A 24799-nucleotide genomic window follows, 5' to 3' on the forward strand; every position below is an offset into this window, starting at 1 on the left:
TTTTTATTGTTTTTTAATGGACAAATGTAACCTCCTATTAGGGTTGGAATATGAATTCATGTTTTTGAATAGTCGGTTTCATAATATATCGTCGTTTTGGTTGTCTAATGGCATATTGCTTACACTATTTATATAGTCTTTTTTAGCGGTTACTACCCACCACGTTAGGACTACAAAAAAGATAAAAAAGATGAGTAGGGAAATGATGGGGTAGATCTCTACACCTGTAATGCTGTCCATATGGTTTTTTACAAATTTTAACATAATACTAGTTTTGCGCAGTTTCTACTTTAATATCTGTTCCTAAGCGTTGTAGATAGGCTATTAACGCTACTATTTCCCTGTTTTTCATTTCAACGAACGCTTCACCGTTTTCAGCAGCATAAGTTTTATTGGCCTCATAGTTTTTGGCAAAATCAGGATCACTATAAAGGTTTTCTTCAATTTGAGAGCCTTGTTCCAGCATGCTTTGTTGTGCATTGGCTATGTCTGCATCGGTATAAGGAACACCTAAGGAGACCATGGTTCTCATCTTGGCTTCGGTTTGTGATTTGTCAAGCTCACTTGATTTACCAGTAATTAACCATGGGTAACGTGGCATGATAGATCCCGACGAGGTACTTTGTGGATCGTACATGTGGTTAAAGTGCCAATTATCAGAATATTTACCTCCAACACGATGCAGGTCCGGCCCAGTACGCTTACTGCCCCATAGGAAGGGATGGTCGTAAACATATTCACCAGCTTTAGAGTATTCGCCATAGCGTTCTACTTCACTTCTAAAGGGACGAATCATTTGTGAGTGACAGCCCACACAGCCTTCTCGTATGTAAATGTCGCGACCTTCCAATTCAAGTGGTGTATAAGGTTTAACACTCGAAATGGTTGGTATATTCGATTTTACCATAATAGTTGGTACAATTTGAATGACCCCACCAATTAAAATAGCTACGGTTGCCAATAAGGTTAATTGTACAGGTCTTCTTTCCAACCAAGTATGCCATCCTTCACTGGCGGTACGTTTTTTGGTCACACGTTCCAAAGCAGGAGCTTCAGCCAATTCATCTTCCACTTTACTGCCACTTTTAATAGTAGCTATAACATTGTAAACTAAAATAAGTAGACCTATAATGTATAGGGTACCACCAATGGCACGCATGGCATACATAGGCATTATTTCGGTAACTGTTTCTAAGAAGTTACCATAAACCAATGTTCCATCAGGATTAAATTGTTTCCACATACTGGCTTGGGTAAATCCTGCTACATACATGGGGAGTGCATAGATAATGATACCCAAGGTGCCTAACCAGAAATGTAAATTGGCCAAGCCTAAAGAATGCAGTTTGGTTTTAAATAAACGTGGAATTAAATAATAAATAATACCAAAGGCCATAAAACCGTTCCATGCTAATGCGCCTACGTGTACGTGGGCAATAATCCAATCGGTAAAGTGGGCAATGGCGTTTACGTTTTTAAGGGATAGGGTAGGGCCTTCAAACGTTGCCATACCATAACCGGTAATGGCCACAACCATAAATTTTAAAACAGGATCGGTACGTACCTTGTCCCAAGCACCACGAAGCGTTAGTAGTCCATTGATCATACCTCCCCAAGACGGCATTAACAGCATTACCGAAAATACCACACCTAAATTTTGGGCCCACTCTGGTAAAGCGGTATACAATAAGTGATGGGGTCCAGCCCAGATATATATAAAGATTAATGACCAAAAGTGTACAATAGATAACCTATAGGAATAAACAGGTCTATTGGCTGCTTTGGGTACAAAGTAGTACATGATTCCTAAAAACGGTGTTGTTAAGAAGAATGCTACAGCATTATGGCCATACCACCATTGTACTAAGGCGTCTTGAACACCTGCGTATACAGAATAACTCTTAAGGGCACTTACAGGAAGTTCCAAACTATTAAAAATATGTAGTACAGCAACAGTGACAAAGGTGGCAATGTAGAACCAAATGGCCACATATAAATGACGCTGGCGCCGTTTTAAGATCGTCCAAATCATATTGACACCAAATACAACCCAAATTAATGCAATGGCAATATCGATGGGCCATTCCAATTCGGCATACTCTTTAGAAGTTGTAATACCAAGGGGCAAGGTAATGGCGGCGGCCACTATAATGAGTTGCCAACCCCAAAAGTTAATGTTGCTTAACAGGTCGCTTGCCATACGTGCTTTCAACAAGCGTTGCAGGGAATAGTAAATACCAGCAAACATGGCATTACCTACAAAGGCAAAAATAACAGCATTGGTATGTAAAGGCCTAAGGCGACCAAAACTTAACCACGAAATGCCATCGGTAAGATTTGGAAATAAGAACAAAAAGGCCAATAGAAGACCTACTAGCATGCCTACTACTCCAAATACTATTGTGGCATAAATGAACTTGGTAACGATTTTGTTATCGTAATGAAACTGTTGCATTTCCATAAGTAATTGTTAATCTTTTTTGGTTAGTACTGATTTATTGTTTTTTTCTTTTACGAGTTCGTCTTCAAAGAGCATTCTTACCGAAGGCGTATAGCTGTCGTCATACTGTCCGCTTCTTACTGCCAATACAAAGGCAATAAAGAAGCCAACAGCCACAGCAATGCTTATAGCTAATAAAATGTATATAACACTCATACCTGTTTGAAGTTATGGGTCAAAATTAGTTTCATGTGTATTGTTAAAAAATGACTTTTGTCATGTTATTTTAATTTTCTGGCTAAAAGGTTGGTTGTTACAGTAGTAAATGCCACAATACTAATAGAACTCAATGGCATTAGTATGGCTGCTACTACGGGAGATAGTTGTCCAGTAACGGCAAAATATAAACCAATGACATTATAAACAAAGGACAATACAAAACTCCACTTGATGATTTTTATGGCTGATTTTGAAATGCTGATATACTTATGCAAATGGTTAAATTTTGAAGCATCTAAAATGGCATCGCAAGCCGGGGAAAATACATTGACGTTTTCTGAAATGGCTATACCAACATCACTCTGGGCCAATGCACCAGCATCGTTTAGACCGTCACCTATCATTAATACCCTAGCGCCTTCGGTTTGATGAAATTTGATATATTCCAGTTTGTCTTCTGGCTTTTGATTAAATAATAACTTGGTTTTAGTAGGCAATAATTTGGTTAAATTGTCTTTTTCACCTGCATTATCACCAGATAGTATTACCAAATCGTATTCCTTTTTAAGGGTATTGAATAATTTGGACAATCCAGCTCTATACTTATTGAAGAATGTAAACTTTCCTTTGTAACTATTGTTGGTGCTAATATGTACCGAAGTATTTAATGTGGCTGTATCTATAGCATGTCCCACAAAAGGGGCAGATCCCACCTTGATGTTGGCATTCCTATGTTTGGCTTCAATCCCTTGGCCTAAATGCTCTTCGAAGTAATCCAAAGAAATAATATCATTGGATTTTAAGATGCTGTATAATGAGCGGCTTAATGGGTGGTTTGAACCTCGTAACGTGCTTTTTAATAAGGTTTCTTCATCTTTAGATAGTTGCAGCCCTTCATAATTTATGGCAGTTTCTTTATTAGCGGTTATGGTGCCTGTTTTATCAAAAATGATGGTATTGATTTTTGCGAGTTTTTCAATGACCGAAGCATTTTTTAAATAGAATTTTTTCTTTCCCAGAATCCTTAAAATGTTACCAAATGTAAAAGGAGCGGCCAAAGCTATAGCGCATGGGCAAGCAATAATGAGTACCGATGTAAAGACATTTAGGGCTTTACTTGAGTCTGTTACTAGCCAAAAAGAGGTTGCTACAAACGCAATTAACAGAATACTAATGGTAAAGCTTTTACTAATACGGTTAGTAATGTTGGTGAAAGACAATGCTTTATCTTTCTTAAACACATCATTACTCCATAATTGGGTGAGGTAACTTTGTTCTACCGATTTTAGTACTTCTACTTCAATGCTGCCTTCCAATTGTTTGCCCCCGGCAAAGAGTTTGTCGCCAGAGTGCTTTGTAACGGCTTTGGACTCGCCTGTAACAAAACTGTAATCAATTCTTGCCTTACCTTTTATTAAAATACAATCTACAGGAATAAGTTCTTCGTTCCTTATTAAAAGGCGATTCCCTTTTTCAATATCGTAAACCTGTATGGATTCTTCTTTGTTATCTTGTGTAACCCTTGTAATGCCAATCGGGAAATACGATTTGTAATCCCGTTCAAACGAGAGGAAGCTATAGGTTTTTTGCTGAAAGAACTTCCCTAAAAGCAAAAAGAAAACAAGTCCGGTTAAGCTGTCGAAAAAGCCTGATCCCATATTGAGGATAATTTCGACAGAGCTACGAACAAAAAGAACAATAATTCCTAGGGCAATAGGTACGTCTATATTAAGAATTTTAGATCGTAAGCCCTTGTAAGCCGAAATAAAATAATCTTGGGCGGCGTAAACAACAACCGGTATCGAATAGCTAAACATTAACCATCTAAAAAGATGCTTGTATTGTTCCAGCCAAAATTCTTCTACCTGAAAATATTCTGGGAACGATAAAAACATAACATTGCCAAAGGCAAAGCCAGCAACCCCCAATTTATAAATCAACGAACGGTCTACGTGTTTTTTTCCAACACTATAGTCCTCTAGGCTAATGTAAGGTTCGTAACCAATACTGCTCAATACTATCACAAGGTCTTTTAAAGAAAGATGTTCTGGATTATAGGAAACCCTAACTGTTTTTTTTCCGAAGTTAACCATAGAGGTACTAACAGCAGGATTTAACTTGTTTAAGTTTTCCAGGATCCAAATACAGGAACTGCAATGCACATGCGGTATGTAAAGCGTTACAATTTGCATGTCGTCATCATTAAATTCCAGCAATTGTTCTATGATCTTTTGGTTATCCAAAAAATTATATTTGCCTTCAATGTCTTTGGGAGTGGTCCCTGGGGCTTGTTGTAAATCGTAATAGCAAGTTAAGTCGTTGCTGCTAAAAATTTCGTAAACCGTTTGGCATCCATTGCAACAAAACGATTTGTCATCATAAAGAATACCAGAAGATGTGGCATCCAATCCACAGTGGAAGCATGTTCTATACTCCATAATATTTGCTCTAATTATACCTGTTGCAAAGGTTAGTATATTGGATATATTTTAATATGATATATGTCATGTTTTGCTTATTTTTGAAAAACAAATAAGAATTTTGGTATGGGCAAATGCGAGCAATGCATAATAAAACAGTTTAATTCACTTAAAGCTTTGACTAGCGATGAATTAGTTCGAATTTCTAAATGTAAAACCTCAAAAACCATCAAAAAAGGAGAGATTCTTTTTGAAGAAGGAGAAAATATTAATGGGGTTTATTGCGTTAAGGATGGAATTTGTAAGCTTTCCAAGTTAAGCGAAAATGGTAAGGACCAAATTGTAAAAATGGTGGTTAAAGGGCAATTGATAGGGCAACGCTCGTTGGTTACAGATGAGAGCTCTAATTTACAGGCCACTGCTTTAAACGATATGGAAGTTTGTTTTATTCCGAAGAGTGAAATCATTGCCGATCTTCAAAAAAATGCAAACTTTTCGTTTGAGATTTTAAAAGAAATGGCACACGATTTAAAAGAAGCCGACGATGTTATTGTTAACATGGCCCAGAAATCGGTTAGACAACGTTTGGCAGAGACCTTGGTTTATATACACGATAGTTTTGGTACAAATCCAGATGGTACATTAAGTGTTATTCTTTCGCGTGAAGATTTTGCCAATATTGTTGGTACGGCTACAGAATCGGCCATTAGGGTATTGTCTCAGTTTAAAAAGGATGGCTTAATATCTACAACAGGAAAATATATTAAGATTGAAAATTTGAATGGCTTGAAGTTTGTGGAGTAAGCAAATAAAAAGAAGGTTTTAAAAATATTAAATACCCTCTCTTTTATGCAATATCTAAAACTTTTGAAAGGTCTTGATGTCCTTAAATGGATTTGCTTTTAATCCTTCCATTTTAATTTTGTAAGACTTCCATTCTGAATTAAAAAATGTGTTGGTCTTGTCTAATGCGTCGTTTAGGGCATTCTTTGCGTGTGTAATCAAGGTTTCTTCTGTAGAACTAAGTCCGTTTTGTCTGGATTGCACGTAACCACTTGCTAGGTTTAAACGTTGTATAACATGAGGCTTCGAATTACGGGTAAGGCCTTGCCGTTTATCTTCCTTTCCTAAATATGTATCAATTAGCGAGTCTATTTGCTTTATAATGTCTTTAGATAGCTTAATTTCTTCTTTAAATCCTATTTTATCTAAATCCGTTAAATTGGTTTGGTAATTTTTTGCAATCTCTTTACTTTCATTTAACTGTTTAACAGCATTTGCCATTGTTTGTTGCATGGTTTCAATTTGCTTCAGTGCATCGTAAACAGCATCTATAGATTCTTGGGATCTGTTTAACCTCGGATCACTTTTTACTGTAACATTGGTTTCTGAAGTTTGATCTCCAAAGGTCATAACCAATTTATAGGTGCCGGGCTTTACTGTCACACCACTGGATTCATGGTTGTTTTTTTGGATGGTACGTGATGCCTGATCGGGTCCTTTTTCATTGAGATGCCAGATCCACTTATGAAACCCTGTTTCATTGGGAGCCTTTTGTTTTAAGGTCCTTATTAAGCGATCCCCATCATATATCTTCATAAAAAGGGAATCCCATTTAATTGCCTTGGATTGTTCCTCTTGAGACTCAGTATCTTCGGATTCCTTGGCACCCTCTTTGTCTTTGTCCTTATAACCATTGGTATCTTCTTCTTGTTTATCCTTCTTAGCAATAGTTACGAAGTATGGGATAATAGCTCCTGAACTTCTATTTTCCCCGTTAAAAATGGCATCGCCGCCAAATCGGCTTCCCGTGGGTTGTTGGTAAGCTGCTAAGTAAGCAGTTGAAGGTTGGAACATAGTGAGTTTTTTGTTGGCTATTTGTGGGTCTTTAGCTAAAGCTCGTAGTGGGCGAATATTGTCAATAACCCAGGCAGCGCGACCAAATGTCCCTATAACAAGATCGTCTTCTCTAGGGTGAATTACCAGATCTTTAACGGAAACACTGGGAAAGCCTTCTGTCCATTTAGTCCACTTGTTTCCAGTATCAAAGGAAATATACAGGCCGTCATCGGTACCTAAAAAAAGAAGATTGGGTTCTTCCAGGTCTTCTATAATGCAAAGGGCATAACTTTTTACATCAGTTTCGTCCACAATGCGTTGCCAGGTTTTACCATAGTCTTTGGTTCTGTAGGCGTAGGGCGTGTAATTAAATCGTCTGTAATCATTGGCAATCAGTAAAGCTTCTCCCCGATGTTTGTTGGAGGCCTTTATTTGGGGAATCCAGCTTCCTTGTGGTAAGTTTTTTATGTTCTTGGAGACATCGATCCATGAGGTGCCACCATTGCGGGTAATGTGCACACGGCCATCGTCGGTGCCTACCCAGATCATGTCCTTTTCAATAGGGGAAGGTTCAATTACCAATATGGTACAGTGATTTTCAGCTCCAGTGGCATCAAGGGTCAATCCGCCACTATTGTCTTGTTTTTGCTTTTCGGGATCGTTGCTGGTCAAATCTTCAGAAATAAGGGACCATGTTAAGCCTTTGTCTGTCGATTTATGTACAAATTGACTTCCGAAGTAAAGGGTACTATTATCAAAAGGATCACTATTAATGGCAGCATTCCAATTAAAACGCAGTTTAACTTCTGGGTCGGGATGTGTGGGCCTAACTAAATAGTTGTTACCGGTTTCGGCATCGTATCGACTTACATAACCTTGTTGGCTCATAGACCAGCCATAACGAGGGTTTTCTTTATCGGGAATAACATCGAAACCATCTCCAAACGAGATTTCTTGCCAATACGAATTACGAATACCTTGGCTACGCCATACATAGGATGGTCCTTTCCATGAACCGTTATCTTGCATGCCACCATAGACGTTATAGGGGATGTCGTTATCCACATTGATGTGGTAGAACTGGGCAACGGGCAGGTTTCCAATAAAACGCCAAGTTGCACCACCGTCTTTGGTAATGTTCATGCCACCGTCATTCCCATCAATCATGAAATTGCCGTGTTCTGGATGTATCCACCAAGCATGATGATCTGGATGAATACCATTATTAACGCCATAGGCAGGCATGAGTTGCGTGAAATTCTTTCCGCCATCTTCACTAACATTTATATAGGTGAATACCGAGTAAACCCTGTTTTCATTTTGAGGATCCACGAATATATCGGAGTAATAGAATGGTCTATTCCCTATGTCTTCTTTATCGTTAATCTTTTTCCATTTAAATCCACCATCCACACTTTTATATAAAGCATTCTTTTTGGCCTCAATAAGTGCATAAACTACATTGGGTTTGTTTGCCGCTATAGCAATACCAATGCGTCCTAAATTTCCTTTGGGTAAGCCATCTTCATCGGTTAATTTTTTCCATGTGTTCCCACCATCATGTGTAATATGGAGCCCTGAGCCTTCACCACCGGATTTAAAAAACCAAGGATCTCGCTTGTGTTCCCACATTGCAGCTATTAATTTATTGGGGTTTGAAGGATCCATAACCAGATCGGCAGCCCCCGTTCTGTTATTGGCAAATAATATACGTTCCCACGTTTTGCCTCCATCAATTGTTTTAAATATGCCACGTTCGGCGTGTTCTCCCCAAGGTGAACCTATTGCTGCTACATAAACAACGTTAGGGTTTGTAGGATCTATGATTACACGATGGATGTGCCTAGTGTTTTCAAGCCCCATAATAGCCCAGCTTTTACCGGCATCTAAAGAGCGGTAAATACCAAAACCACCATTTAAACTGTTTCGGGGGTTTCCTTCGCCTGTACCTACCCAGATCACACTGGGGTTAGATTGCTGGATAGCCACTGCTCCAATGGATGCGGTAGCTTCCTTTTCGAAAACGGGATCCCATTTTATACCTCCTGAAGTAGATTTCCATAACCCACCGGAAGCAGTCCCAACGTACATGATGTCTGGGTTAGCATGTACCACATCTATAGCTGTAACACGACCGGACATGCCTCCGGGGCCTATGTTTCTTGGGCGCATGTCTTTAAGCATATCCATTGTAAATTCTTGGGCAGAAAGTAAGGCAATGCACAATAGCATGGTTAGGGTAGTTATTCTTTTCACACTTTTAAATTTAAGTTATAGATGTTTCAGTTTAATGTAGGAATGAATATACAAAAAAAATAATGAGGTGTCCTAAAAAATATATTGGTAATCTCTTTTTAAGTTACCCTCTCGATTTAATATTTGCTTCACATAGTTCAATAATTTCCTTAATTCGCTTTTCTCGTGTAGCGTCCCTTTTGGCCTGGTTTAACCAGTATAAGTAGCTCTTTCTATAGGAAGGTGCAAAATTTTTATAATTCTTTAAGGCCTTGGGATTAGTATTGAAGGCCATTTCCAAATCTTCGGGAATCACTTCATTTTCCACATCGTCTAGAGCCGTCCAACTACCATTTGCTTTAGCAATTTCAATGGTTTTTAATCCACTCTCATGCATTAGGTTATCTAACTTTAATGCTTCTATGTACCTTTTGTTTAAGGCACTCCAAACACTTTTTGGATTTCTAGGCGTGAAATATTGCCTGCGTTTGCCATTGCCTAAGCTTTTAACGGTAGAATCTATCCAACCAAAGCATAAAGCCACTTTTACGGCCTCTTCCCACCGCATAGTGGGTACATTTAGCTCCAATTTGTAGAATATTAAATAAACGCCTTTTGAGGTCTTATGATTTTGTAATAGCCAATCGTACCAATCGGTGTCACGCTCGAAATAAAGTTCTGGGAAACCTTCCAAATCTTATATTTTTTTTGATGTTACATAGAAATCCCTGTCCACTTCAAAAGCTTTTATATTTTCATCTTGAGTAAGTGTTTTCCAATCGGCATTGGGGTACAACCATTGTTTGTTTTTGTTGATATTAACTTCAACGGGCATGTCAAACTTTGCTATAATGTTGTTCCATCTATACTTTAAGGTTTTGCCATCGATTTTGTATTCCAATGTTGGAACCATAGTGGTTCTTAAATACTGATTGAAAAATTCGGTTAGATCGTAACCTGTTTCTTTGCTTATATAATCTTCAATTTGTTGTGTGGTAACGGTTTGATGATAAAACGTTCTATTTAAACCACGTAGAATCTTTCGCCATTTTTCGTCATCTTCAATAAGTTGTCTCAAGGTGTGCAACATGTTAGCGCCTTTATAGTACATATCACCAGACCCTTCATGGTTTACGTTATAGATGCCTATTATTGGCCTATCATTTAAAATGTTTTTTCTAGTGCCAATAACGTAATCTGCCGAAGCTTGTTTTCCATAGTAATAATCCAAGAATAAATTTTCAGAATAGGCCGTAAAGCTCTCGTGTATCCACATGTCGGCAATATCCTTATAGGTGATGTTATTGGCAAACCATTCGTGTCCTGCTTCATGTATAATTATAAAGTCGAATTTTAGCCCCCAACCGGTACCAGATAAATCGGTGCCTTTATAGCCTTTTTGGTAGTCATTACCATAGGTCACGGAGCTTTGGTGTTCCATGCCTAAATAAGGGACTTCTACCAGTTTAAAGCTATCGGCATAAAAAGGGTATTGTCCGAACCAATATTCAAAAGCTTCCATCATCTTTGTAGCGTCTTTAAAGTGCACTTTTGCTTTTTCTAGATTGTCTTTCAATACATAGTAATCCATTAGTAAATTTCCGCCTGCCCCATCATAAACCTCCGAAAAATTAGCGTAATCACCAATGTTAATGTTTACACCATAGTTGTTTATTGGATTTTTAACAAACCAATGGTAGGTTTTGGTATCACCAATTTGCTCTACCTTTCTTAGTCTACCGTTCGATACATTCATTAATTTAGAAGGCACATTAACACTTATAAGCATACTATCTACCTCATCGTACATATGGTCTTTACAGGGCCACCAAACACTAGCTCCCAAACCTTGGCAGGACGATGCTATAAAATGATTACCGTTTTGATCTTTTTTCCAGGATATACCGCCATCCCAAGGCGCCCTAACGGCTTCTCTAGGTTGTCCTTCATAATAAACATCAATGGTATTAGTGGCACTGGTATTTTGTTCACCCTCAAGCTTGATAAAATGGGCATTACCTTCATGTTTAATTTGTAGTTCCTTACCATTTTGAATCGCTTTGGTAAGTGTTAAAGGCGGTTGCAAGTCTATTTGCATAACCGTATGGGGTTCCAGTACTTTATACTGAATGGTATTCTTTCCTGAAATGTGTTTTTGGTCAGGATTCACCTTTATGTCCAAATGGTAATAGGTAAGGTCCCACCAAGCACGCTCTGGGGTAATGCTACCTCTTAAGGTGTCTTGTCTGGTAAAGTGGTTTTTCTCTTGTAATAAACCTTGTGAGTTCCCTGAAAAGGTTAATGCTATTGTTAAAAAAAGGAATAAGCTGTAACGGATAATCATGGTTCTAATTTTGCCCTAAAGTTAACTAAAATGTTTCTTAAGGGTTTGTTAATATAAAAAGCGTTCTAAATTTATTTTAGAACGCTTCCTACAATTTGAGTTAGTCACTTAAAATTAAAAACAATAGGTATTCTCCTGAATAACTTTATTAGCTATAATTTGCCTTAATTCGATAATGTTGGGCATGTTATTATATTTAATATAACGTTTTAGACCCATAAGCATCATACGTTGTTCATCACCGGTAGAGAATGAAATAATGGAATGTTTTCCAGCAGTTTCAATAACATCTATGGCATGGAACAGGTTTAGTTTTGCCATAGCTATTTGCTCTTTTGCATTTTCTTCTCCTTTGGTTTTTGCCATTTTTTCGGCGCGTAGAATTGCAGATTCCGCCAAATAAATTTGAATCAAAATATCGGATGCAGCCAACATAAGCTGTTGTTGTTCTTCTATTTGTTCGCCATATTTCTGCAAGGCTGCCCCGGCAACCATTAAAAAGAGTTTCTTTAAATTTTTGATGATACTTTTTTCTTCTGAAAACAGCTCAGAATAATCTGCAGTCTCAAATGACGGAATGCCCATTAGTTCTTCCTTAACGGCCATGGCGGGGGTGAGCACGTCTACATGGCCTTTCATGGCTTTTTTGATGAGCATACCAATGCAAAGCATGCGGTTGATTTCGTTGGTGCCTTCGTAAATTCTTGTTATACGAGCATCTCTCCAAGCCGATTCCATTGGGGTATCTTCGGAAAAGCCCATGCCTCCAAAGATTTGAATGCCTTCGTCTGAACATTTTTGGATGAATTCTGAAACAGCCACCTTCAGCATAGAGCATTCAATAGCATATTCTTCAACACCTTTAAGCTCTGCCTCCTGATGGGAATCTTTACCATTGTCTTTTCTGAGTTCAATACGGTCTTCAATATTTTTTGCCGCTCTATAACAAGCAGCTTCACCAACCCAACAGTTGGTAGCCATTTCGGCTAATTTTTGTTGAATGGCACCAAAACTGGAAATGGATCGTTTAAATTGAATGCGTTCATTGGCATATTTAACAGATTCTGAAATCACACGACGTTGGGCATCTAGACAGGCAACAGCCAATTTTATCCTACCCACATTAAGGGCATTCATGGCAATTTTGAAACCATTCCCCCTGGTTGAAAGCATATTTTCAACAGGAACTTCGGTTTCATTAAAAAATACTTGGCGCGTAGATGAAGCACGAATGCCTAGTTTATGTTCTTCTTCACCCAAGGTAATGCCATTAGGATTTTCAGGGTCGTATTCTACAATAAATCCGGTAATGTATTTATCATCTTCAATACGGGCAAAAACAATCATAAGATGACAGAATCCAGCATTTGAAATCCACATTTTTTGTCCGGTAATTTTATAGGTTTTACCGTCTTCAGAAAGTACCGCTTTAGTTTTACCGGAATTGGCATCGCTACCGGCACCCGGTTCTGTTAAGCAATAGGAGCCAAACCATTCACCAGAGGCCAGTTTTGGAACATACTTTTGTTTTTGTTCTTCGGTACCATAAAGTGTAATGGGCATCGTTCCTATACCGGTATGCGCACCAAAAGCCGTACTAAATGAACCCGTAGCGCCAGAAATATAGTCGCAGACCAACATAGTATCCACAAAGCCCATACCCATACCGCCATAAGCTTCGGGAACGGCAACACTTAAAAAGCCAAGTTCGCCCGCTTTTTTCATACAGGATTCGGTTAGCGCATAATCTTTTTGTTCAAACTGCGCTTTTTTGGCCCAAATTTCGCGATCTACAAATTCGGTTACGGCCTCTTTCATCATCAATTGATCTTCATTGAAATCTTCTGGCGTGAATACATCCTCGCAGGTTGTTTCTTTTACGAGGAATTGACCACCTCTTAATATGTTTTTTTCTGTTTCTTTCATGGTGTTCGAATTAATAGAATCAAGAGTCAAGAACCAAGATTTATAGATTTAACCCTGATTGAAATCTTGAAATCATTTTTTGAATTTTATTGTTTTTTGATCTAGTTCGTTAAACTTATCTTCACTGAGATAGTTTTCATTATAGGCTACTATCAATTGAGTTTCCCATTCAAAAGCAGATCCTAAGCTATCTTCTAAATATTTATTAAAATATTTGTCTGAGCTTTTACTTGATCCTTCTGAAATATTTGAGGGTATTGAAACAGCACTTCTATTCATTTGTATTACTAATCCAAATTTCTCAAAATCTGGAAATGTTCTGGTAAGCTTATAGTTATCTCTTACTAGTTCTATTCCTTCTTGCCAAATTTTTAATTTTTTAAAGTTGTGCATCTGTCTTTGTTCTAGTTTCTAAAAGTCTTGGTTCTAATTAAGAAATTCAAAAATGGCACAAGCGCCTTGCCCCGTACCTACACACATAGTAACAGCGCCATATTTGTTTTTCATGTTGCGCTTTCGCATTTCATCAAACAATTGAACCGATAATTTAGCTCCTGTACATCCCAGCGGATGACCAAGAGCGATGGCACCACCATTAACGTTTACTAAATCCGGATTTAAATTTAATTCCCTAATAACGGCTAGCGATTGGGAGGCAAAGGCCTCATTCAATTCAATTAAATCTAAATCATCTTGCTTCAATCCTGCAAGTTTTAAGGCTTTGGGGATGGCTTTTACAGGCCCAATTCCCATAATGCGGGGTTCTACACCTACGGCCGCATAGCTTACCAAACGTGCAATAGGTTCCAGGTTAAGTTCTTTAACCATGGTTTCACTCATAACCATAACAAAAGCAGCACCATCACTCATTTGGGATGAATTCCCAGCTGTTACTGTACCACCTTGAGCAAAAACAGGACGTAGTTTAGCCAATGCTTCCAGGCTTGTATCTGCACGAGGGCCTTCGTCTTTGGTAACGGTATAGGTTTTTGTAGTTTTTTTGCCATTGGAGTCAATGTACGTTTGTTCAACTTCAATGGGTACAATTTGATCTTGAAATCGGTTTTCAGCTTGTGCTTTCAGGGCTTTTTGATGGGAGTTATAAGCGAAAGCATCTTGGTCTTCACGAGATACTTTAAACTGTTTAGCTACAGCTTCAGCCGTATTGCCCATACCCCAGTAATAGTCTTCGTGACCAGCTTTTATGGTATCGTAATTGAGCTCTGGTTTAAACCCTGTCATAGGTACAGCGCTCATACTTTCGGAACCGCCTGCTATAATACAATCGGCCATACCGGCCTGAATTTTAGCAGTAGCGATGCCTATGGTTTCAATACCTGAAGAACAAAACCTGTTTACCGTTACGCCAGGCACATCAATACTATTTAAACCAATGAGTGAAATAAACCGCGCCATATTTAAGCCTTGTGAGCCTTCGGGCATGGCGTTGCCTACAATTACATCATCAATTCTTGAAACTTCAAGATTGGGTAATTCTTTCATCATGTATTGAATGGTTTCAGCGCCCAATTCATCGGCTCTTTTAAACCGAAATACACCTTTAGGGGCTTTCCCAACTGCTGTTCTGTATGCTTTGACTATATATGCTGTTTTCATAAAAAGTATTTGGTATTAAGTACGAAGTATTATGACTATTTCAGGGAATTTTGAAGTGCAAAGTTCATTTTTGTGACTTCAACTATTTCATTGATTATTGGTCTTAGCTTTTCTTCTGTTGTTAGATTTAGTCGTTTTGATAAATACAGTTGTGTTAATAGTTCAAATGAAGAACCATTAGCTATTCCTAAAAATTGTTTGAATTCTCCGTTGGAGTTTCTTCCTGCTCCTTCAGCTATATTTGAGGGGATAGAAATTGCACTTCTCCTTAATTGAGATGTTAATCCGTATTTTTCTTCTTTCGGGAAATTTTCAGAAATCCTATAACAGTTTTCGGTTATATCCATTGCTTTCTGCCATATTTTTAGTTCTTCAAATCTGTGCATAACTTTTAGTTTTGTCTTTATACTTAATACTTTCTACTAAATACACTTCGTAATTAGTTACGAAGCGGTTTCCCCGTTTTCAGCATATGCTGTATACGTTCTAAGGTTTTGCGTTCTGTACATAAACTTAAAAATGCTTCGCGCTCTATATCCAATAAATATTGTTCGCTTACCAATGTTGGCTCCGATAAATCGCCACCTGCCATAACATAGGCTAGTTTATTGGCAATTTTTTGGTCGTGTTCGCTTATATAATTGCTGGCTTCCATAGCATCGGTACCCACTAAGAACATACCTAATGCCTGTTTGCCTAAAACTTTAACGTCACTACGTTTTACAGGTTTCGTATAGCCTGTTTCTGCCATTAATTTGGCATAAGCTTTGGCCGTGGCAATTTGGCGATCTTTGTTAACCACGACAACATCTTTTCCTTTTTGTAGTACTCCCAAATCGAATGCTTCATAAGCCGATGTAGATACTTTGGCCATGCCTATGGTTAAAAAGTATTCTTGTAAAACATTCAGTTCGACATCACCTTTTCTAAAGGTATCCGATGCCCTTAAGGCCATTTCTTTCGAGCCTCCGCCACCAGGAATAACACCAACGCCAAATTCAACCAATCCCATATAGGTTTCTGCGGCAGCAACTACTTTATCGGCATGCATGGAAAGCTCACATGCACCTCCAAGAGATAGGCCATGTGGCGCAGATATGGTAGGGATTGATGAGTAGCGCATGCGCATCATGGTATCTTGAAAGTACTTGATGGCTGCATTCAATTCGTCGTATTCCTGCTCTACGGCTAACATAAAGATCATACCAATATTGGCACCAACTGAGAAATTGGCGCCTTGGTTACCAACAACTAATCCCTCGAAATTCTGTTCTGCTAAATCTATTGCTTTGTTTAATCCTGCAAGTACATCGCCGCCAATGGTATTCATTTTCGACTGGAATTCACAATTTAAAATGCCGTCGCCTAAATCTTCAATAACAACTTCGGAATTTTTATATACTTCATTGGTTTTTCTAATATTATCCAATATGATAAACGCATCTTGACCAGGAACCTTTTCTTGCGATTTTTTAGCAATATCATAGACATAAGTAGCGCCATTTTTTACTGCATAAAATGACGTATTTCCTGAAGTAACCATATCGTTTATCCAAGAGGCAACCTCCAAGTTTTCGGCTTTTATGAGTTCAATACCCTTGTCAATACCTATAGTATCCCAAATTTGAAAGGGGCCATGTTCCCAGCCGAACCCAGCTTTCATGGCATCGTCTATTTTGTAAATGTCGTCTGATATTTCTGGAATACGATGTGAAACATAAGCGAACAAAGCCGCAAACGTTTTTCTGTAAAAGGTGCCAGCTTTATCTTTTCCGTTTACTAGGATGCTAAAGCGGTCTATAACTTTATCGACTGATTTCGTTAATTCTAAGGTTGCAAACTTTGCTTTATTTGCCGAGCGATATTCCAGAGTATTTAAGTCTAACGATAGTATTTCCTTTTTGCCATCTTCAGTAACTTGTTTTTTGTAAAATCCTTGCCCAGATTTGCTACCAAACCATTTGTTTTCCATCATGGTATTAATGAAATCGGGAAGGTTAAAGAGTTCTATACGTTCATCTTTTTTACAATTTTCGGCGATACCATTGGCCACGTGGACTAATGTATCCAAGCCCACTACGTCTACTGTTCTAAAGGTGGCTGATTTAGGACGACCGATAACGGGACCGGTAAGTTTATCCACTTCTTCTATGGTCAATTCCATATCTTTAACAATATGAAATAGACTCATAATGCTAAAAATTCCAATTCTATTGCCGATAAATGCAGGGGTGTCTTTTGCGACAACCGCAGTCTTGCCAAGAAATTGCTCGCCATAACCGTTAAGGAAGTCCAATACGTCCTGGGACGTTTCAGGTCCTGGTATAATTTCAAATAATTTTAGGTAACGTGCTGGATTGAAGAAGTGAGTGCCACAAAAGTGTCTTTGAAAGTCGTCACTTCTGCCTTCACTCATAAATTTAATAGGGATACCCGATGTATTACTGGTGATTAAAGTTCCAGGTGTTCTGTATTGTTCCAGTTTTTCAAAGACTTGCTTTTTTATATCGAGTCGTTCTACAACAACTTCCATAATCCAATCAACATGGGCAACTTTAGCGATATCGTCTTCTAAATTACCAGTGGTTATCCTACTGGCAAATTTTTGATGGTAAATAGGAGAGGGGCTAGATTTAAGGGCTTTTGCCAAGGCCTCATTAACCAATCGGTTTCTTACTACTTTATCATTTAAAGTAAGCCCCTTGGCTTTTTCATTTTCATTTAATTCCCTTGGTACAATATCCAATAGAAGTACTTCTACACCAATATTGGCAAAGTGGCAAGCGATACCACTTCCCATTATTCCAGAACCTATTATGGCTACTTTTTTAATTCTACGTTTGCTCATTTCTTTTAGCAATTATTGATTTTGGTCGTAAATTTTTTTATTAGCAATCATGTCGACAATCAATTCGGCAACTTCATAAAAGTGTTCTATTTTTTCTTCCGAAATGTTATTTCTTACAGCATCATTAAAGGTAAGTACCTTTTCTCTAGAATAGTCTCTTTTTTCCTTACCAAATTCGGTTAAGTATATTAATACGCCTCGACCGTCCTCTGGATTGGGGCGTCGTTCTATAAGCCCTCTTTCCTCCATAGATTTTAATATTCTGGATAGACTGGTGGCTTCCATGCCCATTTTAGGCCCTAAGGCTGTAGATGGGGTACCTTTTTCGGGATCTATGCTTAATAAGGTGAAGCCAGTAGCCATGGTACTATCAAATTTAGCTGCTTCTTCATTATACATTTTTTGTACGGTAAGCCAAGTTGTACGTAATATGTAGTCTATGGTCTTATCTTTCATGTTTAATTAGTTGGTGAGCCCAAATATAATAAAATTTATTATGCATGCATAATAAATTACTAAAAAAAGGAGAGTCAAATTTGTTAAAAAATAATGACAAAAAAAAATGCTCAATTAAATGAATTGAGCATTTTTTTGGATTTAACAAAAGCTTGATTATTTAGCCAAAATAGGAGCTTTGGTTTTTTCAAAATCAATTTCAACTTGATTTTTTAAAATATCATCAAATGTTTCACGTTTTCTAATTAAATGCGCTTTCTTGTTATGCCATAATACTTCTGCGGGGCGATAGCGTGAGTTATAGTTGCTTGACATAGAAAAACAGTAGGCACCAGCATTTTTAAAGGCTAAGATATCGCCTTCATTAATTTCCTTTATCCTTCTATTGTTGCCAAATGTGTCTGTTTCACAGATATAACCTACAACGGTATAAAAACGTTCACGTCCATTTGGATTTGATATGTTTATTATATCGTGGTGTGAACCATAAAGCATAGGGCGTATCAAATGGTTAAAACCAGAATCAACTTGGGCAAATACGGTAGATGTGGTTTGTTTTACAACATTTACCTGGGTTAAAAACGTTCCAGCTTCACTAACCAAAAATTTACCTGGCTCAAAGGCTAAAGTTAATTCTTTACCATAATCTTTGCAGAAGTTATTAAATCTTTCAGACAGTTTTTTACCTAACTCTTCAATATTAGTTTCAATATCCCCTTCTTTATAAGGTACTTTAAAACCTGATCCAAAATCGATAAACTCTAAATTTTTGAACTGTTTAGCGGTTTCAAATAAAATTTCACTGGCGTAAAGGAAAACGTCAATATCCAATATATCACTACCAGTATGCATATGTATGCCGTTAATGGTCATTTTGGTGTTTTCAACAATACGTAATAAATGTGGAATTTGGTGAATGGAAATACCAAATTTGGAATCGATATGCCCTACAGAAATATTACTGTTGCCTCCAGCCATGACATGCGGATTAATACGAATGCAAACCGGAGTCTCTGGATACTTTGTGCCAAATTGCTCTAAAATAGATAGGTTGTCAATATTTATTTGAACACCAAGTTTTGAAGCTTCTTCAATTTCTGCCAACGATACACCATTAGGCGTAAAAATAATCTGTTCTGGTTTAAAACCTGCTGCCAAGCCCAAATTAACTTCCTGTATGGAAACAGTGTCAATCCCAGATCCTAAAGTTTTTAATAACTTAAGTACCGATATATTTGATAATGCTTTTACAGCATAATTTACCTTTAGTTTTTTAACCCCTTTAAACGCATTGGTTAAACGATTGTATTGTGATGTAATCTTTTCTGCATCGTAAACATATACAGGACTTCCAAAATCCTTCGCTATATGTAATAATTGACTATTAGTCATAAGTATCTTAAATTTTATGCAAAGATATTTCTTTACTTTATAATTGAAAATAAATAACACAAAATTATACATAATAAACAAAATGTTAATTATATAACAAGGAATATTTTTTTCAAATTAATTGAAAGCGTTTATTCTTTATAAAAACATTAGTCTAATTACAAGCTATTATTTACATTTGCACATCTTAAATTATTAAGCAAATTATGAATTTACACGAATATCAAGGTAAGGAAATATTAAGTAGTTTTGGAGTGCGTATTCAACGTGGTATTGTAGCACAGAACGCAAGTGAAGCCGTAGAAGCAGCAAAACAATTAACAGAAGAAACCGGTACGGGTTGGCATGTTATAAAGGCACAAGTTCATGCAGGAGGACGTGGTAAAGGAGGCGGTGTTAAGCTTGCCAAGAATTTGCAGGAAGTAGAAGAGTTAGCAGGACAAATTATAGGAATGAACTTGGTTACACCTCAAACATCTGCTGAAGGAAAAAAGGTGCATCAAGTATTAGTAGCTGAAGATGTTTATTATCCTGGTGAGAGTGAAACCAGTGAGTTTTACATGTCTGTTTTATTGAATAGAGCGAATGGACGCAATATGATTATGTATTCTACTGAAGGTGGAATGGATATTGAAACTGTTGCTGAAGAAACGCCACATTTAATATTTACTGAAGAAATAGATCCAACTATCGGTTTTATGCCATTTCAAGCAAGACGTGTGGCTTTTAATTTAGGATTGTCTGGCGTGGCTTTTAAGGAAATGACCAAATTCGTTACCGCTTTATATACAGCGTATGTGAAATCGGATTCTTCGTTATTTGAAATCAACCCAGTGTTAAAGACCAGCGATAATAAAATCATGGCCGTTGATGCTAAAGTTACGATTGATGATAATGCACTATACCGCCATAAGGATTATGCCGAACTAAGGGATTTACGTGAAGAAAATCCTGTTGAGGTTGAAGCTAAGGAAGTTGGCCTAAACTATGTCGACCTTGATGGTAATGTAGGTTGTATGGTTAATGGAGCAGGATTGGCTATGGCAACTATGGATTTAATTAAACAAGCAGGAGGGGAGCCCGCCAACTTTTTGGATGTTGGTGGTACCGCAGATGCCGCTAGAGTTGAAGCCGCTTTTAAAATTATATTGAAAGACCCTGCTGTAAAAGCTATTTTAATTAACATTTTTGGAGGTATTGTACGTTGCGACCGTGTGGCCCAAGGTGTTATTGATGCTTACAAAAATATGGGTAACATCAATGTGCCTATCATTGTTAGGTTACAAGGAACTAATGCCGATATCGCAAAAGAATTAATTGACAATTCTGGATTAGATGTACTAAGTGCAACCGAATTCCAGGAAGCTGCAGATAAAGTACAGCAAGTATTAGCTTAGGCTTAATATTAGACTATAGATTCTTAACATATAAGTACAATTTTATTAAGAGTAGTGTAAAGCACTACTCTTTTTTGTTGCATAGTTTTGGAGTGAAAATAATAAGTAATTATTTAAACAAAAAATGAAACGAAAAACTATGAAAACAATTAAATTATTATCGGTACTGGCAATTCTGGCAAGTGTAAATTTGGGATTAGCATCCACTAATCCAGAACATGAAAATCCTAAAGGGAAAACAATTGCAGTTGAAATTCAACAGCTTTTAAGCAAGTCTAATTTGTTAGTAGAAGAAGACGTGATGGCCAAAGTCTATTTTACTATTAATTCCAAGAACGAGATTGTTGTTTTAACCGTAAACTCTGAATCATTAGTATTGGAAGAATTTATAAAATCCAGATTGAATTATAGTAAAGTAAAAACGAAAAGTGTCCAACAAGGAAAAAGGTATGTTATTCCTGTGAAGTTAGAAGCACAATTATAGAAGATTTAAAAAAAGTAAAATGAAGCTCTTAATTTATTTTAAGGGCTTTTCTTTTTTGGGCATGGGGCCACGCATATGGATAACCAGGCCATTTAAAAAATTCCTTAAAATTTGATCGCCACATTCTACATATTTAGGATGGTCTTCCTTTCTAAAAAAAGCACCTAATTCGCTTTTGGAAATCCTAAAGTCAACAAGCTTTAGAATGTCCACAATATCGCTGTCCTTTAATTTGAGCGCTACACGCAATTTTTTTAATATATCGTTATTTGTCATTTTTATGAACCTCTATTAGTTCTATGTCGAGTTTTTATCACTATCTGAATAAAATCGACGCTTTCTAGAATTTTTAGAATTTTTAGAATTTTTCAAAGATACTTCAATAAAATTATTTAAGAGGTTAAAGTGATTTAAAATTCAATAATATTTATATTGTTGAAAATCAGATAATTAAAACGCTTTTGGTTTTGATGAAATGGGTGTTAAGTAGCAAAAAGATATCGGTTTTCCTAGCCCTCATTTTTATTTTCTTTGATAAAGTTATAAAAAATGGCGATAAAGTGCGTCTCTGTTTTCGATGAGATACATTATATCAACGATTATAAATGTAAGGTTTTGAGTATCTTTATAGTATAATTAATTAATCCTCCTCAAAATGATTAATAGAGTTGAAAAATTGAGCTTACTTTCTGAAATGATAGCATTTGCGAAGTATGACAAAGAGATTAATAATATTGAGTATAACTTTCTTTTGGGTGTAGCAAAACAGTTGGATATTGCCCGCGAAGATTTTGATTATTTAATAGAACACCCTGTAACTTATACTCATTTAAAATCTCATAGCGAACGTATTGTACAGTTCCATAGACTGGTACTTTTAATGAATATAGATAGTGAGAGCTCAAGATCTGGAGCAATAAAACTATATAATTTTGGTCTACGAATGGGGTTGAGCCATGAGTCGATTAGTAAAGTACTTTATTTAATGGAAAGTTTTCCGAATAAAATTGTACCACCAGACGTACTTATAGATATTTTTAAAACACAATATAATTAGTATTTATTGGTTTGAATTCTAATTTGGAAGCGCTAAAGGGATTTTAAACTTTTAGCGCTTCTATTTTATTTTGGTATAGCTTAATGTCGTCCCGTAGTTTTGCTGCGGTGATAAAATCTAAAGCTTTAGCGGCTTCCTCCATTAATTTTCGTTTGTCCCTAATTTTCTTTTCCAATTCTGGTTTGGTAAGGTACTCACTCTCTGGTTCAGCTGCTTTTGCTGCTACTAATTCATAACTATAAGTACTTACCGAGTTTTTTGACAGGGCATTATCCAAGCTTTTGTTAAGCGCCCTAGGGGTAATGTTATTGGCCGTATTATAAGCGATTTGCTTTTCACGTCTATAATTGGTTTCGTCAATTGTTCTTTGCATGCTTTTGGTAATGGTATCGGCATACATAATAGCCTTACCATTAAGGTTTCTGGCCGCCCTTCCCACAGTTTGGGTCAGTGAGCGTGCCGATCGTAAGAAACCTTCTTTATCGGCATCTAAAATGGCCACAAGGGACACTTCAGGTAAATCCAATCCTTCACGAAGTAAATTAACACCCACCAACACATCAAACAGCCCTTTGCGTAAATCCTGCATGATTTCGACACGCTCTAATGTGTCTACATCACTATGGATATAGCGACAGCGCACCTGAATCCTTTCAAGATATTTGGTTAACTCCTCGGCCATACGCTTGGTTAGGGTGGTTACTAATGTGCGTTCGTCTTTTTCAACGCGTAACTGGATTTCTTCTATTAAATCGTCAATTTGGTTTAAACTGGGACGAACTTCGATTTCGGGATCTAAAAGTCCGGTTGGGCGAATCACTTGTTCAACATAAATACCATCGGTTTTTTGTAGTTCGTAGTCGGCTGGCGTGGCACTCACATAAATAACTTGGTTTTGTAAGGCTTCAAACTCCTCAAACTTTAAAGGACGGTTATCCATTGCAGCCGGTAATCTAAAACCATATTCCACTAGGTTTTCCTTTCTGCTACGGTCACCTCCATACATGGCATGGACTTGGGAGATGGTTACGTGACTTTCATCTATTACCATTAAAAAGTCATCTGGAAAATAATCCAATAAGCAGAACGGTCGTGTACCCGCTGGTCTTCCATCTAAATACCTTGAGTAATTCTCAATACCCGAGCAGTAGCCCAATTCACGGATCATTTCCAAATCAAATTCGGTGCGTTCCTTTAAGCGTTTTGCTTCTAAGTGTTTGCCTATCTCTTTAAAATAATCGTGTTGTTTTACTAAATCATCCTGTATGTCTTTTATGGCATTTTGTAAAACTTCAGGAGATGTTACAAACATATTGGCAGGATAGATATTCAGTCGGTCGTATTTTTCAACAACTTGATTAGTTTGGATGTTGAAGGATTCAATTTCTTCAATTTCATCACCAAAAAAATGGATACGAAAAGCATCGTCGGCGTAGCTAGGAAAAATATCTACTGTATCGCCTTTTATTCTGAAATTACCATGTTTAAATTCGGCCTCTGTTCGAGAATATAAACTTTGCACTAACTGATGCAGTAATTGGGTTCTTGAAATGACCTGATCCCGTTTTAAGGTAATGACGTTTTTTTGAAACTCTATCGGGTTGCCAATACCATATAGACAGGATACTGAAGCTACCACTAACACATCCCGTCGTCCAGAAAGCAGGGAAGACGTGGTACTTAACCGCATTTTTTCTATTTCCTCGTTTATAGACAAATCTTTTTCTATATAAACTCCGGTAACCGGGATGTAAGCTTCGGGTTGGTAATAATCGTAATAGGACACAAAGTATTCCACCGCATTGTTTGGAAAAAACTGCTTGAACTCTGAATATAACTGGGCTGCCAAAGTTTTATTATGGGCCAAAACCAATGTTGGTCGTTGTACTTCTTCAACAACATTGGCAATGGTAAATGTTTTTCCAGACCCCGTAACTCCCAGCAAGGTCTGATATTTCTCATTAGAAATAATACCTTCAGTGAGTTGCTTTATCGCTTCTGGTTGATCGCCAGTTGGACTGAAGTCTGATTCTATTTTAAATCGCATGCATTTAAGTTTTAAGTGTCTAAAGTACTTGGAGTTATAAGTACTTAGAACTTTAGGCACTTCAAGTTTTTAGAATTC

The 24799-nt window shown here is 37.3% G+C and carries 20 protein-coding genes; 4 read left to right on the top strand and 16 right to left on the bottom strand.

Going from position 1 to position 24799, the window contains the following annotated elements:
• Window positions 1-78: 78 nt before the first annotated feature.
• The 4 genes from MR062_RS11235 to MR062_RS11250 form a co-directional block, all read right to left on the bottom strand.
• The gene (locus MR062_RS11235) at window positions 79-264 is read right to left on the bottom strand and encodes a CcoQ/FixQ family Cbb3-type cytochrome c oxidase assembly chaperone (RefSeq protein WP_242204304.1); all 186 of its coding nucleotides are present in this window, start codon (window positions 262-264) and stop codon (window positions 79-81) included.
• A 4-nt stretch (window positions 265-268) separates the two neighbouring features.
• A complete protein-coding gene (ccoN, locus tag MR062_RS11240; RefSeq protein ID WP_242204305.1) occupies window positions 269-2461 on the bottom strand; it encodes a cytochrome-c oxidase, cbb3-type subunit I in 2193 nt (730 codons plus the stop codon).
• Window positions 2462-2470: 9 nt separating this feature from the next.
• A complete protein-coding gene (gene ccoS / locus MR062_RS11245; RefSeq protein WP_242204306.1) occupies window positions 2471-2656 on the bottom strand; it encodes a cbb3-type cytochrome oxidase assembly protein CcoS in 186 nt (61 codons plus the stop codon).
• A 65-nt stretch (window positions 2657-2721) separates the two neighbouring features.
• Window positions 2722-5097 carry a heavy metal translocating P-type ATPase gene (locus MR062_RS11250; RefSeq protein ID WP_242204307.1) on the bottom strand — a complete coding sequence of 792 codons (2376 nt, stop codon included), beginning with the start codon at window positions 5095-5097 and terminating at the stop codon, window positions 2722-2724.
• Between the two features lie 108 nt (window positions 5098-5205).
• On the opposite strand from MR062_RS11250, the gene MR062_RS11255 reads away from it, so the two are divergent.
• The gene (locus MR062_RS11255) at window positions 5206-5883 is read left to right on the top strand and encodes a Crp/Fnr family transcriptional regulator (RefSeq protein ID WP_242204308.1); all 678 of its coding nucleotides are present in this window, start codon (window positions 5206-5208) and stop codon (window positions 5881-5883) included.
• 54 nt (window positions 5884-5937) lie between these two features.
• Here the strand turns inward: MR062_RS11255 and MR062_RS11260 are convergent, their stop codons facing one another.
• The 10 genes from MR062_RS11260 to lysA form a co-directional block, all read right to left on the bottom strand.
• Window positions 5938-9174, bottom strand: a complete 3237-nt coding sequence (locus MR062_RS11260; protein ID WP_394800534.1) for a WD40/YVTN/BNR-like repeat-containing protein — start codon at window positions 9172-9174, stop codon at window positions 5938-5940.
• Between the two features lie 103 nt (window positions 9175-9277).
• Window positions 9278-9847 (bottom strand): YdeI/OmpD-associated family protein, encoded by a 570-nt coding sequence (locus MR062_RS11265; protein WP_242204309.1) that lies wholly within the window; start codon window positions 9845-9847, stop codon window positions 9278-9280.
• Between the two features lie 3 nt (window positions 9848-9850).
• A complete protein-coding gene (locus MR062_RS11270) occupies window positions 9851-11497 on the bottom strand; it encodes a M1 family metallopeptidase (RefSeq protein WP_242204310.1) in 1647 nt (548 codons plus the stop codon).
• A 114-nt stretch (window positions 11498-11611) separates the two neighbouring features.
• Window positions 11612-13423, bottom strand: coding sequence for an acyl-CoA dehydrogenase family protein (locus MR062_RS11275; protein WP_242204311.1), 1812 nt, complete (start codon window positions 13421-13423; stop codon window positions 11612-11614).
• Between the two features lie 72 nt (window positions 13424-13495).
• Complete coding sequence (locus tag MR062_RS11280; RefSeq protein WP_242204312.1) at window positions 13496-13816, bottom strand: four helix bundle protein; 321 nt, start codon at window positions 13814-13816, stop codon at window positions 13496-13498.
• A gap of 33 nt (window positions 13817-13849) precedes the next feature.
• Entirely contained in the window at window positions 13850-15040 is a 1191-nt protein-coding gene (locus MR062_RS11285) for an acetyl-CoA C-acyltransferase (RefSeq protein WP_242204313.1), read from the bottom strand.
• A gap of 35 nt (window positions 15041-15075) precedes the next feature.
• Complete coding sequence (locus tag MR062_RS11290) at window positions 15076-15426, bottom strand: four helix bundle protein (protein ID WP_242204314.1); 351 nt, start codon at window positions 15424-15426, stop codon at window positions 15076-15078.
• 53 nt (window positions 15427-15479) lie between these two features.
• Window positions 15480-17888: a 3-hydroxyacyl-CoA dehydrogenase/enoyl-CoA hydratase family protein gene (locus MR062_RS11295; RefSeq protein ID WP_242204315.1), complete on the bottom strand. Its 2409-nt coding sequence runs from the start codon at window positions 17886-17888 to the stop codon at window positions 15480-15482.
• 12 nt (window positions 17889-17900) lie between these two features.
• The gene (locus MR062_RS11300; protein WP_242204316.1) at window positions 17901-18344 is read right to left on the bottom strand and encodes a MarR family winged helix-turn-helix transcriptional regulator; all 444 of its coding nucleotides are present in this window, start codon (window positions 18342-18344) and stop codon (window positions 17901-17903) included.
• 156 nt (window positions 18345-18500) lie between these two features.
• Window positions 18501-19736 (bottom strand): diaminopimelate decarboxylase, encoded by a 1236-nt coding sequence (gene lysA, locus MR062_RS11305; RefSeq protein ID WP_242204317.1) that lies wholly within the window; start codon window positions 19734-19736, stop codon window positions 18501-18503.
• Window positions 19737-19942: 206 nt separating this feature from the next.
• Between lysA and sucC the strand changes: the two genes are divergently transcribed.
• Both sucC and MR062_RS11315 read left to right on the top strand, forming a co-directional pair.
• Complete coding sequence (gene sucC, locus MR062_RS11310; RefSeq protein WP_242204318.1) at window positions 19943-21133, top strand: ADP-forming succinate--CoA ligase subunit beta; 1191 nt, start codon at window positions 19943-19945, stop codon at window positions 21131-21133.
• A gap of 139 nt (window positions 21134-21272) precedes the next feature.
• Window positions 21273-21617 carry a hypothetical protein gene (locus tag MR062_RS11315; RefSeq protein ID WP_242204319.1) on the top strand — a complete coding sequence of 115 codons (345 nt, stop codon included), beginning with the start codon at window positions 21273-21275 and terminating at the stop codon, window positions 21615-21617.
• 33 nt (window positions 21618-21650) lie between these two features.
• Here MR062_RS11315 and MR062_RS11320 read toward each other — a convergent pair whose 3' ends face one another.
• Window positions 21651-21893 carry a DUF1456 family protein gene (locus tag MR062_RS11320; protein ID WP_242204320.1) on the bottom strand — a complete coding sequence of 81 codons (243 nt, stop codon included), beginning with the start codon at window positions 21891-21893 and terminating at the stop codon, window positions 21651-21653.
• 379 nt (window positions 21894-22272) lie between these two features.
• On the opposite strand from MR062_RS11320, the gene MR062_RS11325 reads away from it, so the two are divergent.
• Window positions 22273-22674, top strand: a complete 402-nt coding sequence (locus MR062_RS11325; RefSeq protein WP_242204321.1) for a TerB family tellurite resistance protein — start codon at window positions 22273-22275, stop codon at window positions 22672-22674.
• Window positions 22675-22717: 43 nt separating this feature from the next.
• Here MR062_RS11325 and uvrB read toward each other — a convergent pair whose 3' ends face one another.
• Entirely contained in the window at window positions 22718-24721 is a 2004-nt protein-coding gene (gene uvrB / locus MR062_RS11330) for an excinuclease ABC subunit UvrB (protein WP_242204322.1), read from the bottom strand.
• Window positions 24722-24799 lie beyond the last annotated feature (78 nt).

The sequence above is a fragment of the Aestuariivivens insulae genome (assembly GCF_022662195.1).
In the GTDB taxonomy this organism is placed as follows: Bacteria; Bacteroidota; Bacteroidia; order Flavobacteriales; family Flavobacteriaceae; genus Aestuariivivens; species Aestuariivivens insulae.